Source organism: Marivita sp. (genome assembly GCF_051859345.1).
In the GTDB taxonomy this organism is placed as follows: Bacteria; Pseudomonadota; Alphaproteobacteria; order Rhodobacterales; family Rhodobacteraceae; genus Marivita.
This window is the reverse complement of record NZ_JBHYFV010000010.1, coordinates 1-16956: the sequence shown is the minus strand read 5'-3', so window position 1 is coordinate 16956 and position 16956 is coordinate 1. Positions and strand designations below refer to the sequence as shown.

General features: G+C 58.4%; 13 protein-coding genes and 1 pseudogene. 7 read left to right on the top strand and 7 right to left on the bottom strand.

The window, feature by feature from the left end:
• The first annotated feature begins 79 nt into the window (after window positions 1-79).
• Genes ACTIEN_RS08630 through ACTIEN_RS08620 form a run of 3 tightly spaced genes read left to right on the top strand, consistent with a single transcriptional unit; the run spans window position 80 to window position 3051 of the window.
• The gene (locus tag ACTIEN_RS08630) at window positions 80-1105 is read left to right on the top strand and encodes a D-cysteine desulfhydrase (protein WP_439522722.1); all 1026 of its coding nucleotides are present in this window, start codon (window positions 80-82) and stop codon (window positions 1103-1105) included.
• A 6-nt stretch (window positions 1106-1111) separates the two neighbouring features.
• Window positions 1112-2314: a DegT/DnrJ/EryC1/StrS family aminotransferase gene (locus ACTIEN_RS08625; protein ID WP_439522721.1), complete on the top strand. Its 1203-nt coding sequence runs from the start codon at window positions 1112-1114 to the stop codon at window positions 2312-2314.
• On the top strand, window positions 2314-3051 hold the full coding sequence (locus tag ACTIEN_RS08620) for an aspartate/glutamate racemase family protein (RefSeq protein WP_439522720.1): 738 nt from the start codon (window positions 2314-2316) through the stop codon (window positions 3049-3051). Before ACTIEN_RS08625 ends, ACTIEN_RS08620 begins: the two co-directional genes overlap by 1 nt.
• Before the next feature lie 6 nt (window positions 3052-3057).
• Here ACTIEN_RS08620 and urtE read toward each other — a convergent pair whose 3' ends face one another.
• The 7 genes from urtE to ACTIEN_RS08585 form a co-directional block, all read right to left on the bottom strand.
• Window positions 3058-3765: an urea ABC transporter ATP-binding subunit UrtE gene (gene urtE / locus ACTIEN_RS08615; RefSeq protein WP_439522719.1), complete on the bottom strand. Its 708-nt coding sequence runs from the start codon at window positions 3763-3765 to the stop codon at window positions 3058-3060.
• Window positions 3755-4495, bottom strand: coding sequence for an urea ABC transporter ATP-binding protein UrtD (gene urtD / locus ACTIEN_RS08610; protein WP_439522718.1), 741 nt, complete (start codon window positions 4493-4495; stop codon window positions 3755-3757). Before urtD ends, urtE begins: the two co-directional genes overlap by 11 nt.
• Window positions 4492-5748, bottom strand: a complete 1257-nt coding sequence (urtC, locus tag ACTIEN_RS08605) for an urea ABC transporter permease subunit UrtC (protein WP_439522717.1) — start codon at window positions 5746-5748, stop codon at window positions 4492-4494. Before urtC ends, urtD begins: the two co-directional genes overlap by 4 nt.
• Window positions 5749-5847: 99 nt before the next feature.
• Complete coding sequence (gene urtB / locus ACTIEN_RS08600; protein ID WP_439522716.1) at window positions 5848-7806, bottom strand: urea ABC transporter permease subunit UrtB; 1959 nt, start codon at window positions 7804-7806, stop codon at window positions 5848-5850.
• Between the two features lie 88 nt (window positions 7807-7894).
• Window positions 7895-9181, bottom strand: coding sequence for an urea ABC transporter substrate-binding protein (gene urtA, locus ACTIEN_RS08595; RefSeq protein ID WP_439522715.1), 1287 nt, complete (start codon window positions 9179-9181; stop codon window positions 7895-7897).
• Window positions 9182-9478: 297 nt separating this feature from the next.
• The gene (locus ACTIEN_RS08590) at window positions 9479-9910 is read right to left on the bottom strand and encodes a hypothetical protein (protein WP_439522714.1); all 432 of its coding nucleotides are present in this window, start codon (window positions 9908-9910) and stop codon (window positions 9479-9481) included.
• A 152-nt stretch (window positions 9911-10062) separates the two neighbouring features.
• Window positions 10063-10962, bottom strand: coding sequence for a LysR substrate-binding domain-containing protein (locus tag ACTIEN_RS08585; protein WP_439522713.1), 900 nt, complete (start codon window positions 10960-10962; stop codon window positions 10063-10065).
• A gap of 116 nt (window positions 10963-11078) precedes the next feature.
• Between ACTIEN_RS08585 and katG the strand changes: the two genes are divergently transcribed.
• The 4 genes and pseudogenes from katG to ACTIEN_RS08565 all read left to right on the top strand — a co-directional run.
• Window positions 11079-13256, top strand: a complete 2178-nt coding sequence (gene katG / locus ACTIEN_RS08580; protein WP_439522712.1) for a catalase/peroxidase HPI — start codon at window positions 11079-11081, stop codon at window positions 13254-13256.
• A gap of 196 nt (window positions 13257-13452) precedes the next feature.
• Window positions 13453-16314, top strand: a complete 2862-nt coding sequence (locus ACTIEN_RS08575; RefSeq protein ID WP_439522711.1) for a monovalent cation/H+ antiporter subunit A — start codon at window positions 13453-13455, stop codon at window positions 16312-16314.
• A gap of 1 nt (window position 16315) precedes the next feature.
• A complete protein-coding gene (locus tag ACTIEN_RS08570; protein WP_439522710.1) occupies window positions 16316-16669 on the top strand; it encodes a Na+/H+ antiporter subunit C in 354 nt (117 codons plus the stop codon).
• Window positions 16669-16956, top strand: a pseudogene (locus ACTIEN_RS08565) (monovalent cation/H+ antiporter subunit D); the annotation flags it as partial. The gene ACTIEN_RS08570 and the pseudogene ACTIEN_RS08565, both read left to right, overlap by 1 nt.

Below are 16956 nucleotides of genomic sequence, written 5' to 3'. Positions count from 1 at the left end.
ATAATAACACCGGTTTTTCTATTTGACGAGGCCGGTAACATGCAGAATTGATACCGCAACCCAATCAAAGGACGCCTCAATGCACTTCTCCCGATTCCCCCGCGTAAACCTTGCTCATTTGCCCACCGCTCTGGAGCCGATGGATCGTTTGTCCAAAGAACTTGGAGGCCCGCGTATCTGGATCAAGCGGGATGATTGCACCGGCATGTCCACAGGTGGCAACAAGACACGCAAGCTGGAATTCCTGATGGCCGAAGCGCAGGCGCAGGGGGCCGATCTGGTCATCACGCAGGGCGCGACGCAATCCAACCATGCGCGTCAGACAGCGGCCTGTGCGGCCAAGCTTGGCATCGACTGCCATATCCTTCTTGAGGATCGTACCGGGTCGAATGACCCGAACTACAACATGAACGGCAACGTCTTTCTGGACTTCCTGCACGGTGCGACTGCCGAAAAGTGGCCCGGTTCCGGTCTCGACATGAATGCCGAGATGGAAACCGTTGCGGAAAAATTCCGGGCCGAAGGGCGCAACGTTTACACCATTCCTGGTGGTGGATCGAACGCAACTGGCGCGCTGGGTTATGCCAACGCCGCGATGGAACTGGTCACGCAAGCCAACAACATGGGTCTCAAGATCGACCGCATCGTTCACGCCACGGGCAGCGCAGGCACGCAGGCCGGTCTGATCGTCGGTCTGAAGGCGATCAACGCCAATATTCCGCTTCTGGGCATCGGGGTGCGTGCGCCCAAGCCAAAGCAGGAAGAGAACGTCTATAACCTTGCCGTCAAGACCGCCGAAAAGCTGGGCTGCCCGGGTGTTGTTGCGCGAGAAGATGTCGAGGCGAACACCGATTATGTTGGTCAGGGCTACGGTATCCCGACCAAGGAAGGTTTGGCCGCCATCGAGATGTTTGCGCGTCTGGAAGGTATCCTGCTTGATCCCGTGTATTCGGGCAAAGGCGCTGCGGGTCTGATTGACCTCGTGCGCAAAGGTGCGTTCAAGGGTGACGAGAACATCGTGTTTATTCACACCGGTGGGGGTGTGGCGTTGTTCGGATATACCGCAGCGTTTGACTATGATGCGCCAAGCATGGCGGCAGAATAAGCATCCATGAAGCCTTTCACCGGTAGCTTTACGCAGCAAGAGCCTATCCCAGAGGACGCGATTTCGTCCGCTGTGGATGTGCTCCGGTCTGGTCGGTTGCATCGGTACAATACGGTTGGTGACGAGCTTGGCCCTGTGGCCGAGCTCGAAGCCGCATTTGCGGCCTATCAGGGATCGGCATACTGTCTTGCCTGCACATCTGGCGGCTATGCGATGGCGACTGCTTTGCGTGCGCTCGGCGTTGGTGCTGGCGATACCGTCCTGACCAACGGGTTCACTCTGGCCCCGGTGCCCGGCGCAATTGCGGGGGTCGGCGCAGAAGCGGTGTTGGTCGAGATCACCCCTGATCTGATACTTGATCTGGACGACCTTGAGGCAAAGATCAAAGCGACCACACCGAAGGTATTGCTCTTGTCGAACATGCGCGGGCATCTGTGCGATATGGATGCGTTGGTTGCGCTTCTGGATCGTTATGACGTGCCGCTGATCGAAGATTGCGCTCATACGATGGGCGCTGCTTGGAACGGGACCAGGTCCGGCAGTTTTGGCATCGCCGGATGCTTTTCGACCCAGACCTACAAACACATGAATTCCGGCGAAGGTGGCTTCCTCACTTCGGATGATCCTGAATTCATGGCGCGGGCGATCATGCTGTCCGGGTCGTACATGCTTTACGATCAGCACGGAGCCGCGCCGAAACCAGAAATCTTCCGCGACATCCGTCTGGACACGCCGAACATGTCGGGTCGTATGGACAACCTTCGGGCGTCCATCCTTTTGACCCAATTGGGCGGTCTAGAGACGAATATCGACCGCTGGAACGCGCGGCATGATCTGGTGGCGGACCGCTTGCGCGGGGTGTCTGGTGTCTATGTGCCAAACCGCCCCAAGCAAGAGCAGTATGTCGGATCGTCGTTCCAGTTTCTGGTGCCAGAAGCCAGCGCAGAGACGATGCGACAGGTTGTGGCAAACGCAAAGTCCCTTGGAGTCGAACTCAAGTGGTTCGGCGCGGACAGCCCGGTTGGGTTCACATCGAACCATCAAAGCTGGCGCTACATCGCGGCGCAGGATTTGCCTGAAACAGATGCCATTCTTGCCGGTTTGCTGGACATGCGCATCCCCTTGACCTTTAGCCTTGAGGATTGCGCCCATGTGGCGGAGATCCTTGTGCATGTGCTAGGGCAAGCCCAGAAAAAAGGAGCGGCGTGATGCGGAAGATTGGTGTTCTGGGGGGCATGGGCCCCGAAGCGACGATCTATTTCATGCAGCAGGTCGTGGATGCCGTGCAGGCGCGCGACGACGCCGATCACATCCCGTTGGTGGTGGACAACAACACGCAGGTGCCGTCACGCATCAAGGCCATTCTTGAGGGTGGTGGAGAAGACCCCGGCCCAGTTTTGGCGCAGATGGCCAAGGGGTTGGTCGGGGCAGGCGCAGAAGCGCTCGTCATGCCGTGCAACACTGCACATTTCTACGCGGATCAGGTGACAGAGGCCACGGACAAGCCGTTTCTGAACATGGTCGACATGGCCTGTGCCGAAGCGGCGCGCATTGCGCCTGGTGGTATGGTCGGACTGCTGGGATCACCCGCGTTGCAGCAGGTCGGTGTTTTCGAGGCGGCTTTGGCCAAGGTTGATTTAAATCCTGTCTACGCCAGTGAACAGGGCCGGATGCTTGCCACGATCCGGTCGATCAAGGCGCAGGGTCCGTCCGAATTTGCTGCGCACACTCTGTCGGACATTTGTACCCAGATGGTCGCTGACGGGGCTGATGTCATCTGCATCTGTTGCACGGAGTTTTCGCTTTTGGCGAAGGAAATCGAGGCCAAGGCACCGCTGTTCGATGCGCTTCAACTGCTGGTGGGTGCGGCTGTCGCATTCTCGCGGTCAGGCGCGCCGCTGGAACAGGCTGGAAGCATCGCATCCGGAGTTGCAACCGCGGGCTGAGATCGCTTAGACCGACACCCCGGCCAGCAACGCGTCTCGATCAAGATCCGCCTTTGGCCCGCTCATCTTCACCGCGCCGCGTTCCAAAACGTAGAAGCGGTCGCCAAGATCGTAGGCAAAGCTGAAATACTGCTCGACCAGCACGATGGCCATGTCGGCCTGTTCGCGCAGGAGAGCAATCACGCGGCCGATTTGCTGGATGATGTTGGGCTGAATGCCCTCGGTGGGTTCATCCAGCAGCAGAAGCTTCGGTTTCGTGATCAGCGCACGCGCGATGGCGAGCTGTTGCTGCTGACCACCCGAGAGATCACCCCCACGACGGTTGAGGAAATCCTTGAGGATCGGGAACAGTTCGAAGATGTGGTCGGGGATCCGGTGGTCTGATTTCGGCAGGCACGCAAACCCTGTCTCGAGGTTCTCGCGCACAGTCAGCAGCGGAAAGATATCGCGCCCTTGCGGGACATAGGCGACACCCTTCTGGGCAAGCGCATGGGCGCTTGCCGATTTGACTTCCTCACCGTTCAGCGACAGCGTGCCGCTGGAATAGGCATGCGTGCCGGATACGGCTTTGAGCAGCGACGTCTTGCCGACGCCATTTGTGCCCATCACGCAGGTGATTTCGCCCTTGTTGGCGGACATGTCGATCCCGTTGAGAATCTGGCTGCCCCCGTAATGCAGGGTCAGACCGCTTGTGCGGAGGACTTCATCGGCCAAGATACACCTCGATCACCTGTTCGTTTTTCGTCACATGGTCGAGCGAGCCTTCAGCCAGCACCGACCCTTCGTGCAGGACCGTCACCTTGCAATTCAGACGGCGCACGAATTCCATGTCGTGTTCGACGACGACAACGGCGCGAGTCTTTGCCGCCTCGCGCAGAATGTCGGTCGTGTGTTCGCGTTCGGCTGGCGTCATGCCGGCGGCGGGTTCATCGACCAGCAAAAGGCGCGGATCCTGTGCCAGCAACATGCCGATTTCGAGCCATTGCTTCTGGCCGTGGCTCAACTCGCCGGACTTGCGATGCAGCGCGCCGGAAAGTCCGATCTGTTTGGCAAGGTCGGCCACCTTGTCGTTATCCTCCAGCGAGGGCTTGAAGAAAAGCACGGCAAGCGGACCGCGCGTTTTCTTGAGAGCCATCATCAGGTTGTCAAAAACGCTTTGATCCTCGAACACGGTGGGACGCTGGAACTTGCGGCCCACTCCAGCCTGCGCGATCTTGCTTTCGGACATCTTGAGCAGGCTGTCGCCCCGGTCGCCATACATGACGCGCCCTTCGTCGGGCCGGGTCTTGCCGGTGATGATGTCCATGAACGTGGTTTTGCCCGCGCCGTTTGGCCCGATCACCGCGCGCAGTTCGGCATCGGCGATCTGGAAGGACAGGTTGTTGATCGCCTTGAACCCGTCAAAGGACACGGACACGCCGGAGACTTCAAGAAGCGTTTTCATTTCTCGGCCTCCTGTTCGCGCAACGCGCCCTGGTCCGGGCCAAGGTCAGCTCCGTGTCGGCTGGGGTTCTTGCGGTCGATCAGGATATCGACCAGCCCGCCGATGCCCTTGGGCGCGAAAAGCGTCACGCAGACAAAGGACAGGCCCAACAGGACCGTCCACCAGTCGACCCAGTTGATCGTGTAGAACCCGAGATTGATGTCGGGGGCTTGTCCGCCTGTGAACCATGTGGACAACAAGGACACGAAGGCTGCGCCGATCACCGCGCCATACAAGCGCCCGCGCCCGCCGATGGCGACCCAGACGGCAAGGTAGATCGACGCTATGGGCGCGATTTCAGCCGGGTTCACGATGCCGGCCTGCGGGTAGTAAAGCGCGCCCGCAATCCCCGCGATCACCGCGGTAAGCGTGAAGATCGCAAGTTTGAACGCCTCGACCGGGTAACCCAGGAACCGCACGCGGGCTTCGTCATCGCGGATGGCGCGGATGACAGACCCGAACTTGCCCGAGACAACCCAGGCGCACAGCATGTAGCCGAGGGCGAGGGCAAGGGCAGAGGCCCAGAAGAACCAAAGCGACACGATATCCTGCGACACGTCCGATTGACCGGGCAGGTTTTGCAGGCCCGACAGCCCGTTGTTGCCGCGCAAGCCGCTGTCGTTCTGAAAGAGGTGAAGCGACAGCGCCAGTGTCATCGCCTGTGTCAGGATCGACAGGTAGACGCCAGTGACCCGGCTTCTAAAGGCGAGCCAGCCGAAGACCAGCGCAAGAAGGCCGGGGACCAGCACCACGGCAGCCAGTTGCAAGGGCAGGGAATGGGCAAAGGCCCAGATCGGCGGGAATTCCGATGCGCCGACAACGCCGAAAATCTGGCTTGCGATGCCATCAGAGATTTCCTGCGGTGTCGGAGGCAAGGGAGCGGCTGCAAGGCTTTCCAGAACGATGATCTCGGTCCGGGCATACATCAACCACATGCCGATGGCGTAGCCGCCAAGGCCGAAGAACGCCATGTGCCCCAACGACAGAATACCGCAATAACCCCAGACGAGGTCCATGGCGAGGGCGACGAGGCACAGGCAAAGCGTCTTGCCCAGCGTCTTGATGAAGCTGGTCGAGATGACGCCCACCCCAAAGCCTTCGGACAGGATCGTGACCCCGACGGTAAAGAGCGCAAGGAGCGCAAGAAAGATCATCACCGACGGAAAGCGGAGTGCGAAGGGCTGGCGCGTTGAACCGATAGCAACATCACTCATTGCGCGGTCCTTTCTGCTTCTTTGGGCTCCAAATACCTCGGGGGTGTGGGGGCTGGCCCCCACGCGGGTCGGTGCCGAAGGCAGCGAAAATGCATAGTCTCATGCCTCTGCCGCGCGGCCCTTGAGGGCGATGATGCCTTTGGGCCGGAATTGAATGAAGAGGATGATGAACAGGATCATGTAGGTCTGTGCCGCCAGCGTGTTCGACGGGTTCAGCCATTCGATGCCCTTTTGCAGCGATCCAACCATCGTGGCCCCCAGAAGCGTGCCCCAGATGTTGCCGACTCCGCCGACCACGACAGTCATGAAAGACTGCACGATATAGTCGCTGCCCATCTCGGACGTGACCTTGGCGTAAAGACCGATGGCAACACCAGCGATGCCCGCGATGCCCGAGCCGAAGCCGAAGGTCAGCATGTTGATCTTGTCGGGATTGATTCCCATCGACGCCGCCATACGCGGGTTCTGCGTGACCGCGCGCACCTCCAGCCCCAACCGTGTGCGGTTCATCACGAAAAGGAACAATGCAAGGAAGAGAAGCGCCAGAACGAAGATCGCGATGCGGATATAGCTGATCGACACGATGTCGTTGATGACCAGCGATCCATCCAGCCAACCGGGTGCGGTCAGTGGGCGCGCCTGTGTACCAAAGATGTTCTTGGCCAGCTGTTGCAGGGCGATCGAAATGCCGAAAGTCGCCAGAAGCGTTTCCAACGGGCGATGATACAACCACCGGATCACCAGCCGCTCCATCGCGACACCCGCACCGAAGGTCACGGCAAAAGCTAGCGGGATCGCGACCATGATCGACAGGGTGTAGTCGGGGATGAAGAGCTGCACGACGTACCCGGTATATGCGCCCATCATGATGAATTCGCCATGTGCCATGTTGATGACGCCCATCACGCCAAAGGTGATGGCAAGGCCGATGGCAGCAAGGAAATAGATAGATGCAAGCGACAGCGCGTCGAGGCCCAGATCGAACGCCTGATTGAGCGCGACCTTGTTCTCGATTGCCTTGAGCGCCAGTTGTGCGGCCGCAACCACCTCGGGTGGCGCGCCGATGTATCGTTCGTAGAAAACGTGGTTGGCAATCCGGTCATCCACTTCGGTTTCTGTGGCGACGGCGCTGACGGTGCCTTGTTCGGCAAGCGCCGCATACGCCATGTCGCGGGCCGCTTCGCTATCGAGCGTGGCGACCTGGATACCCGCGATCTGGCCTTCCGAGATATTGGAAACCAACGCATTGCGTTGGTCTTCGCGGCTGATGCGTGGTTTGGCGAGGTCTGCCCGGACGAGCAACGCGTAAGCCTCATCGCGGGGGAAAGACTCGCTGCCGGGTTCCAGAACCCGACCAATATCGGCGGCGTCAGGCAGCGTTTCGGCAGCTTCGACACGGACGGCCATCAAGGGGTTCAGCGCAGCGCGCACATCGACACCCAAATCGCCATCAAAGCTTTGAATCGCGGTGATACGTTCTTCGTTGGTTTCGCCGTAGCGGATGGTCAGAAGGCGCTCGAGACGTTCTTTCCGCGCGCGGATCGTTACTTCGGTTTCCGAGGTCAGGCTGGCGCGGAGCGCGGCAAGATGGCTTTCCTCTGCGCCGCGTTCGATCGCATCCAAGGCGCGGCGGCGCGTGTCGGGGTCGGGGTCGCTAAGTTGGAACTGCACCAGTGCAGTGGCAATGAGACCCCGGATGCCGGAATTGGGTTTGAGTTGGTCAAAATTGTCGTCCGGTACTTCACCAATCTCTGCTCCGTCGGCGAAATCGAAAATACGAAGCGTGTCGCGGTCGACTTCTTCGGCATAGACGAACAAGCCGGTCTCCTCGTCGATCCACATCTCCTTGTTCTGCCATTTGTCCAGCGCAAGCTGGGCCGCAGGCAGGCCGGAATTGGCAAGCGCGTCAATCGCCGGACCTATCGAGCTGCGCGAACTTTTCAGAAGGATCTCGCTATGGGTTTGCAGGATCTGCTGGATCGGAGCCTCGGCCTGTTGCGCCGTGGCTGGGGTCATCAGGCTGAGGCAGGTTAGAAGAACGGCGACAAGGCGCAGCATCAGAGCATCCGTATTGTTCGGTGCATGCAAGCACACACCCTACTTGGGGTGGGGGTAGGGTGCGTGGTTTCCCACGCACCGCTTTGGATCAGTAGTTGGACTTGATCTGCACACAGGTGCTGGTTGCGGTGTTGTACATGCCGCAGCCAAGTTCAGCCCAGTCGGACTTGAGAACCGCCGATTCCGGCAGGAAGTCTGTCCAGGCATCGCCCGGCACTTCCTCGGTTTGGCTGATGATGTCGAACTGGCCATCCGCGGTGATCTCGCCGATCAGAACCGGCTTGGCGAGGTGATGGTTCGGCAACATCACCGACGTGCCGCCAGTCAGGTTCGGGAATTCCTGACCGTACATCGCGGTGCGAACGGCATCCACATCCGTGGTGCCTGCATCGGTCACGGCGTTTACCCACATGTTGAAGCCGATGTAATGTGCTTCCATCGGGTCGTTGGTCACGCGGTCGTCACCCATACGGGCTTTCCATGCTGTAACCCACTCTTCGTTGGCGGGGGTATCTGCCGACTGGAAGTAGTTCCACGCCGCAAGGTGGCCGACAAGGTTGGTGGTGTCGAGACCGGAGAGTTCTTCCTCACCGACAGAGAAGGCGACAACCGGGATGTCATCGGCGGAAATGCCCGCTGCGGCCAGTTCCTTGTAGAACCCGATATTTGCGTCGCCATTGATCGTCGAGATCACGCCGACCTTCTTGCCATCGGCACCCAACGCCACGACATCCGCGACGATCTTGGACCAGTCGGAATGGCTGAACGGTGTGTAATTCACAAAGATGTCTTCTTCCGCGATGCCCTTGTCCTTCAGGTAGGCTTCGAGAATGTTGTTCGTGGTGCGCGGATAGACGTAGTCTGTGCCGAGAAGCGCAAACTTTTCGACACCAAGTTCTTCGAGGAAGTAATCCGTCGCCGGGATCGCCTGCTGGTTTGGTGCGGCGCCGGTGTAGAACACGTTCTTCGAGCTTTCTTCACCTTCATACTGCACCGGGTAGAACATCAGGCCGTTGAGTTCTTCCAGAACCGGAAGGGCGGATTTGCGAGACACTGATGTCCAGGATCCGAAGATCACATCAACGTCTTGAACGGTGAGAAGCTCGCGGGCCTTTTCAGCAAAGAGTGGCCAGTCGGATGCCGGATCGACAACAACTGCTTCGAGTTCGCATCCAAGCAATCCGCCCTTTTCATTCTGGATATCGACCAGCATCTCCATTGTGTCTTTGAGCGTGGTTTCGGAAATGGCCATTGTACCAGACAGAGAGTGCAGCACACCCACTTTGATGGGGCAGCTGACATCCTGTGCAAATGCAGGCAGCGTGGAAACAACAAGCGCGGCAGCTGCCGTGGTGCTGAGGAATTTCATCGACATTGTGCAAACGTCCTTTGTACGTTTTGCGCCGCGGAGGTTGCCAAGAGCAGTGCTGGGCCCCAGATATCGCTGACGCAAGTCTATTGCGGAGTGCGGTGGAGCCTGGAGTTGAACGGCCGGCTTCATCGCACGCTATCAACTGATGGTGAGCATCAGCCGCGGGTATCTAGGCTGTAGATTTTCCTGGCAGGAACAGACTCGGACATTGCGGAGCGTTCGGCCCGAGGGAACGCACATGTTTTAGGCGCAAAATTCGGTTATGTCTGTTTTTTGGGCGCCGCAGCGGAAACGCAAACGCTATTGCGATGCCTGCCATGTGTCCTGATTCACCGCGCTGCCCGGTTCGCGCCGGTTTGGTGCGGACAAGACCGGAACGGTGGGCGGGCGCTTGAGCAGGATGTGATCGCAGTTTACGAGTTCTTGTGATGCACGCTTCTGCGCCCAGTTTGCAGTTCTCTGATCCTGTGCAAAAGTTGCCTGCGACAGTAACGCGGCGTGAGCCATCTTGGCATCTATCCGGGCAGCAAGACTGTGCGTCAACGTTTCGGGTGTGACAAGAGCGTCAAGGATGTCGACCAGATGCGCGCGCTGTGTTTCGATCTGATCTGTCGGTGTTTCCGGGAAAAGCCAGTTGTGTTCAATCTGCGCGGACAGGCGACCTATGCATTCTGTAACCCGGTGCAAAAGGCTTTCACCTGGCGTCGCTGCGGTGGCCGCGAGGACGGTCACGACTGTGGCATATCCGAATGTTTTCAAAACGCCCATAATTTGAGCGTGTCGCACGATTTTCTATCTCGCAAGACAACGACGATGGGCGCGTGTGTTTTTGAGCGAGTGAGTCATTAATGCAGCAGCGAGGATTCAGCGCCAATTTGCCCGTTTCAATCGCTGACCTGTTGTCCGACTCCGCGCACGATGGCGCCAACCTGCATGAGTTGATCAGACAAGGGGTTTGACTTGCGCCAGACCATACCGATGGTGCGGGTCGGGCGCGGTGGCGGGAACCGGGCGATAGAGACGTTTGCGGAACGGGTCTCAAGCGGCAGCGCCATTTCGGGGATCAGCGTGACGCCCATGCCTGCTCCGACCATTTGTACCAAAGTCGAAAGGGAACTGCCCTCCATGAGCTGTCGCGGCTGTGCCTTTGTGATCTCGCAGAAGGAAAGGGCTTGATCGCGAAAGCAATGGCCTTCTTCCAGAAGAAGCAGACGCATGGATTTGAGCATCTCGGGGCTGGGAACCGGTTTGGCGGCATCCTGTAAAGGGCGCACCAGAAGGAAGTCTTCCTTGAACAGGGCAAATTCGCGCAACGCCGGCTCCGAGATTGGAAGCGCGACAATCGCGGCATCAAGACGAGAGTCCATCAGGTCTGTGACCAGAGATTTGGTTACGGATTCCCGCAGTTCCAGATCAATCTCGGGGAATTGCGCTGACAGGGCCGTAATCGTCGCGGGCAGCAGGTATGGAGCGACAGTTGGAATCACGCCAAGCCGGAACCGCCCTGAAAGCGGACCCTTCGAGGCGCGGATCAGGTCTTCAAGTTCATCGACCGCGACAAGTACTTCGCGCGTCTTGCGAATGAAATCCTCTCCGACGGTTGTCAGACGTATACTGCGCGCGCCCCGTTCAACCAATGGTGCGCCGGACATGATTTCAAGCTCCTTGATTTGCAGGGATAAAGCGGGCTGCGAAATTGAGCAGGCCTCAGCAGCGCGGCCAAAATGCTGATGGCGCGCCAGCGCATCGAAATATCGAAGCTGTTTCAAAGTCAGTCCTATCATTAGAATAACTTATCACACCCTTTTAAATATCCAATTGGAATTTATTGAAATGCGTGGTTAGAACGATTCTAGATCAAGCTGATGATTTGACTGATTCACTGCTAAGGAGAACGACCATGGACGGTAACAACATCGATCCAAAAGGGGGCTGCCCCGTCATGCACGGTGGAAACACCGGCACCGGAAACAGCGTCACCAAATGGTGGCCAAGCGCGTTGAACCTGGGGATCCTGCACCAGCATGGTGCGCGGACCAACCCGATGGACCCCGAGTACAACCACCGTGAAGCCGTCAAGGCGCTTGATTTCAACGCTGTTCGGGAAGACGTGAAGGCGCTTCTGACCGAAAGTCAGGACTGGTGGCCTGCGGATTGGGGTCACTACGGTGGGTTGATGATCCGCCTTGCATGGCACTCGGCCGGGTCGTATCGCATGGGCGACGGTCGTGGTGGCGCCGCCACCGGCAACATCCGTTTCGCGCCGCTGAACTCCTGGCCAGACAACGCGAGCCTCGACAAGGCGCGCCGTCTGCTTTGGCCGGTGAAGAAGAAATACGGTAACGCGCTGTCCTGGGGTGATCTTATCGTCCTGTCGGGTACGGTCGCTTACGAATCAATGGGTCTCAAGACCTTTGGTTTCGGCTTTGGCCGCGAAGACGTCTGGGCTCCCGAGGAAGATGTGAACTGGGGTGTCGAGGAAGAGTGGCTGGCCCCGTCCGAGGAACGCTATGGCGACCTTGATGAACCGGCAACGATGTACAATCCGCTCGCCGCTGTTCACATGGGCCTCATCTATGTGAATCCCGAAGGCGTGAACGGTGAACCCGATCCCGCACGAACAGCGTTGCATGTGCGCGAGACGTTCAAGCGCATGGCGATGAACGACGAGGAAACCGCGGCACTGACCTGTGGCGGACATACCGTCGGCAAGGCGCATGGTCGTGGGGCTGTCGATGCTATCGGTGACGCGCCCGAAGGCTGCCCGGTTCACACTCAGGGTTTCGGGTGGGACAACCCTGGCCTTGATGGCAAGGCGGCCAATGCGTTTACCTCCGGTATCGAAGGCGCCTGGACCCAGCATCCGACACAATGGGACATGGGGTATTTCGATTACCTCTTCGGCTATGAATGGAAGTTGGCAAAATCCCCCGCTGGTGCCTGGCAGTGGGAACCGGTCGATATGCCTGAAGACAAGAAGCCGGTCGATGCCACCGATGCGTCGGTGCGTCGGAATCCGATCATGACCGATGCCGACATGGCGATGAAGGTTGACCCCGTCTACAATGAGATTTGTCAGAAATTCCGTGCCGATCCCGAGTATTTCGCTGACACGTTTGCGCGCGCCTGGTTCAAGCTGACCCACCGCGACATGGGTCCGAGGGTCAACTACCACGGCCCGTTCGTGCCGCAAGAAGACCTGATCTGGCAGGATCCTATTCCGGCAGGCAGCACGTCCTACGATGTGGACGCCGTCAAGGCAAAGATCGCGGATAGCGGGCTGAGTGCTGCGGAAATGATTGCCACCGCATGGGACAGCGCGCGCACCTATCGGGCCTCCGACAAGCGGGGCGGCGCCAATGGTGCCCGAATCCGCCTTGCACCGCAAAAGGACTGGGCTGCAAACGAACCCGAGCGTCTGGCGAAAGTGCTGGGAATCCTTGAGCCGATTGCCTCTGAGACCGGTGCGTCTGTGGCGGACGTTATCGTTCTTGCCGGCAATGTCGGTCTGGAACAGGCCATCAAGGCTGCGGGTCACACTATCGACGTGCCTTTTGCACCGGGACGTGGTGATGCGACGGACGAGATGACGGATCACGAGAGCTTTGAGGTTCTTGAGGCGCTCGTCGACGGCTTCCGCAACTTCCAGAAGGAAAAGTACGCCGTTTCGATGGAAGAGTTGATGCTGGACAAGACACAGCTTCTGGGTCTGACGGCGCGGGAGATGGCTGTTCTGGTCGGTGGCATGCGGATGCTTGGCACCAACCACGGTGGCAACAAGCACGGTGTCTTCACGGACCGAGAAGGCCAGTTGACGAATGACTTTTTCGTCAACCTGACCGACATGACCTATAGCTGGCACCAGGTGGAAGACGGAACCTACGAAATCCGCAACCGCAAGACCGGCGACGTCAAGTGGACAGCAACCAGCGCCGATCTGGTTTTCGGCTCCAACTCGATCCTGCGGGCCTATGCGGAAGTTTACGCACAGGACGACAACGGCGAAAAGTTTGTGCGCGACTTCGTGGCGGCCTGGACCAAGGTCATGAATGCGGATCGTTTCGATCTGGCAGCGTAACAGGGAATTCCGGGCAGCTTTGCTGCCCGGAAACCGTTCTGCGGGTGCTCTGCATCCCTTGGCAGCGACAGGGTGCGACCGCCAAAATCACCTGTAACGCCACAAATGCTCTGCGACGCCTGCACCTACGCTTTTACATCGCCTGAATTTAACGATATTGCGCTTCGAGGCATTTCGGGTTGGACTAGCAGGTAACATGAGCACATCAGGCACCCTTCTTTTTCTCATAGCTTTGTTGCCGTTCCTCGGTGCGCTTGTTCCCGGAGTTATGATTCGTGCCGGGCGGAATGCCTGCGCGTCATTCACGGCCCTTCCCACCGCGCTCGCCCTGATCCTCCTGCTTAGTCTTGCGCCTGCCGTGATGAACGGAGAGACGATCACGGTCGAAGTTGACTGGCTGCCGCAGTTGGGTTTGTCGGCGTCGTTTTTCCTCGACGGGCTTGGCCTGCTTTTTGCCTGCATGATCCTTGGTGTCGGATTGTTGATCACGCTTTATGCGCGCTTCTATTTGTCCGGCGAAGATCCGGTCGGCCAGTTCTACACCTATTTGCTGCTGTTTCAGGGGGCGATGCTTGGGATTGTCCTATCTGACAATATCCTGCTGCTGCTGGTCTTCTGGGAACTGACATCGCTGTCGTCGTTCCTTCTGATTGGCTACTGGAAACACCTGCCAGAAGGCCGTCAGGGTGCGCGCATGGCGCTAGCGGTGACAGGAGCGGGCGGCTTGGCGATGATTGGCGGGATGCTGATCCTGGGCAATATCGTGGGCAGCTACAACCTGACCGATATTCTGCAGGCTGGCGATGCGATCCGCGCGTCTGACTGGTATCTGCCTGCGCTGATCCTGATCCTCTTGGGCGCGTTCACCAAGTCGGCGCAATTTCCGTTCCATTTCTGGCTGCCACACGCGATGGCCGCGCCAACGCCGGTTTCGGCGTACCTGCATTCGGCCACGATGGTGAAGGCGGGTGTGTTCCTGATGGCACGGATGTGGCCGGTTCTGTCCGGCACGGATGCGTGGTTTTACATCGTGGCGACCACCGGTTTGGTGACAATGGTGCTGGGCGCGCTGATTGCGTTGTTCAAGGACGACCTGAAGGCGCTGCTCGCCTTTTCGACGGTCAGTCATCTCGGCCTGCTGACCATGCTTCTTGGCTTCGGGACCGAGGCTGCTGCGGTTGCTGCTGTCTTTCACATTATCAACCATTTGACCTTTAAAGCGGCTCTTTTCATGACCGCCGGGATCATTGACCATGAAACCCATACCCGTGATATCAAACGGCTGGGCGGCTTGCGCCATTTGATGCCGCTGACGTTCCTGATTGGCACGGTTGCAGCCTTGTCGATGGCGGGCATTCCCTTGTTCAACGGCTTCCTGTCGAAAGAGATGATGCTGGAAGAGGCATCGCACACCTATTGGGCAGGAAGTGTCTATGCGGTGCCGGTGATGGCAACCATCGGCGCGCTTCTTTCGGTCGCCTATTCTTTCCGCTTTATCAAACATGTGTTTTTGGGGCCCATCCGGGACGACTACCCGGCCAAGCCGCACGATCCCCCCTTTGGTCTTTGGGCGGCGCCTGCCTTGCTGGTGGTTCTGGTTGTTCTGATCGGGGTCATGCCGTTCCTTGCCGAGGGCATTGTGACCGCAGCGGCAAGCGCCGTGACGGGGGCCGATCTGCATCCGCATCTCAAGATTTGGCACGGGGTGACACCGGCGCTTTACATGTCGGTGATCGCGGTCATCGGAGGTGCTGTCCTGCTTGCGCTGCATGGACCACTCGATCGGGCGTGGATCAAGACACCAAGGCCCGAAGCGAAAGCGATCTTTGACCGCCTTGTCGCAGGTCTTGTGGCGGCGACGGGCCGGTTCACGAGTGGCACACATAACGGCGCGATCAGCCGGTACCTTGCGATCTTCACGGTGACGTCTGTCGTGCTGGGTGCAATCGCCTTTTCTGGCGGTAGTCTGTCAGAGCCGACGCGGGGCCTATTGCCGGTTCCGGTGGTAATCGCTGTCGGGTGGATCATGCTGGTCGTGGCAACGATTTCGGTCGTGACAATGCACCATCACCGGTTCCGTGCGCTGGTTCTGATCGGGATCATCGGCCTGACCATTTCAGGTGGTTTTGTGTACATGTCCGCGCCTGACCTCGCGCTGACGCAAATTTCGGTTGAGACAGTGACCATCATGCTGTTGTTGCTGGCGCTTCACTTCCTGCCAAAAACCACACCAAAGGAAAGTCCTGTTGGCTTGAAAATACGGGATGGCGTGATTGCCGTGGCTGCGGGCCTTGGTGTTGGTGGTCTGGCCTTCGCCTTTATGCAGCGGGATATATCGACGATCTCGTCCTTCCATGTCGCCAACAGTTACGAAGGCGGCGGCGGCACCAATATCGTGAACGTGATCCTTGTGGATTTCCGGGGATATGACACCTATGGCGAAATCATCGTGCTGGGGATTGCGGGGTTCGTGATCTATGCAGTGATGCATGCCCTGCTTGATGGCCCTGCGGCGCGGCGTCTGCGGAACACGGATTATTCCAAGGACATTTCGCAGGATCGTCACCCGCTGATGATGGTTGTTGTCACCCGCGTTCTGATGCCGATTGCCCTGCTGGTCGGGATTTTCATCTTCCTGCGCGGTCACAATGAACCGGGAGGCGGATTTGTGGCGGGTCTTGTCGTCGCGATTGCCCTGTTGATGCAATATATGGCGTCAGGTTTTGCCTGGACTCAGGATCGCCAGAGGATCGAGTACCATACGATGATTGGCTTTGGCGTGATCATCGCCGGCCTGACTGGCGCTGGGGCCTGGGTTGTCGGGCGACCGTTCCTGACCAGCGCCTTCACCTATATCCATTTGCCCCCGATCGAAGAGTTCGAGATTGCGACGGCGATGCTATTTGACCTTGGTGTGTTCCTGACGGTTCTAGGGGCGGTCATGCTGATGCTTTACAGCTTGTCGCGGATTGCCCGTTACGCCGGTAGTACTGTGAATGTCACCGCTATGGACTACGACCCGGCCAACCGGGTTGATGACGGTCCGGAGTCCACCTGATATGGAAATTCTTGTCGCATCCGCAATCGGAACAATGACCGCTGGTGGCGTGTATCTGCTGCTCCGGCTCAGAACGTTTCCGGTTATCCTTGGACTCGCGCTCTTGTCATACGCGGTCAATGTGTTCCTGTTCTCAAGCGGAAGGCTGGCCATCGACATGTCGCCGATCCTGTCGAAATACGGAGAGGCCAGCTACACAGATCCTCTGCCACAAGCTTTGGTGCTGACAGCCATTGTGATCTCGTTCGGGATGACGGCGGTTCTGGTCATGATTTCATTGGGGGCCTTTCTTGAGGCCGATAGTGATGAGATCGACATTGACGAAACCGAAGCGGAAAAGGACGTTGCCCAATGATGAGTCACTGGATCATCATCCCGGTTGTCCTGCCGGCACTGCTTGCGCCGATCATCGGCTTTGTCATGCGCTATGACATCGTTCTGGCGCGGGTCGCATCGACCTTTGGAACTGTAGTGCTGCTTGCGGTTTCGCTTGGCCTGGTTGCGCTCGCGGCGGATGGGGACACGCATATTTATAGTCTGGGGGATTGGCCTGCGCCTTTTGGCATTGTGCTGGTTCTGGACAGGCTGTCGGCGCTGATGGTGCTGTTGACGTCCTCGCTCGCGCTGATGGTCTTGCTTCAC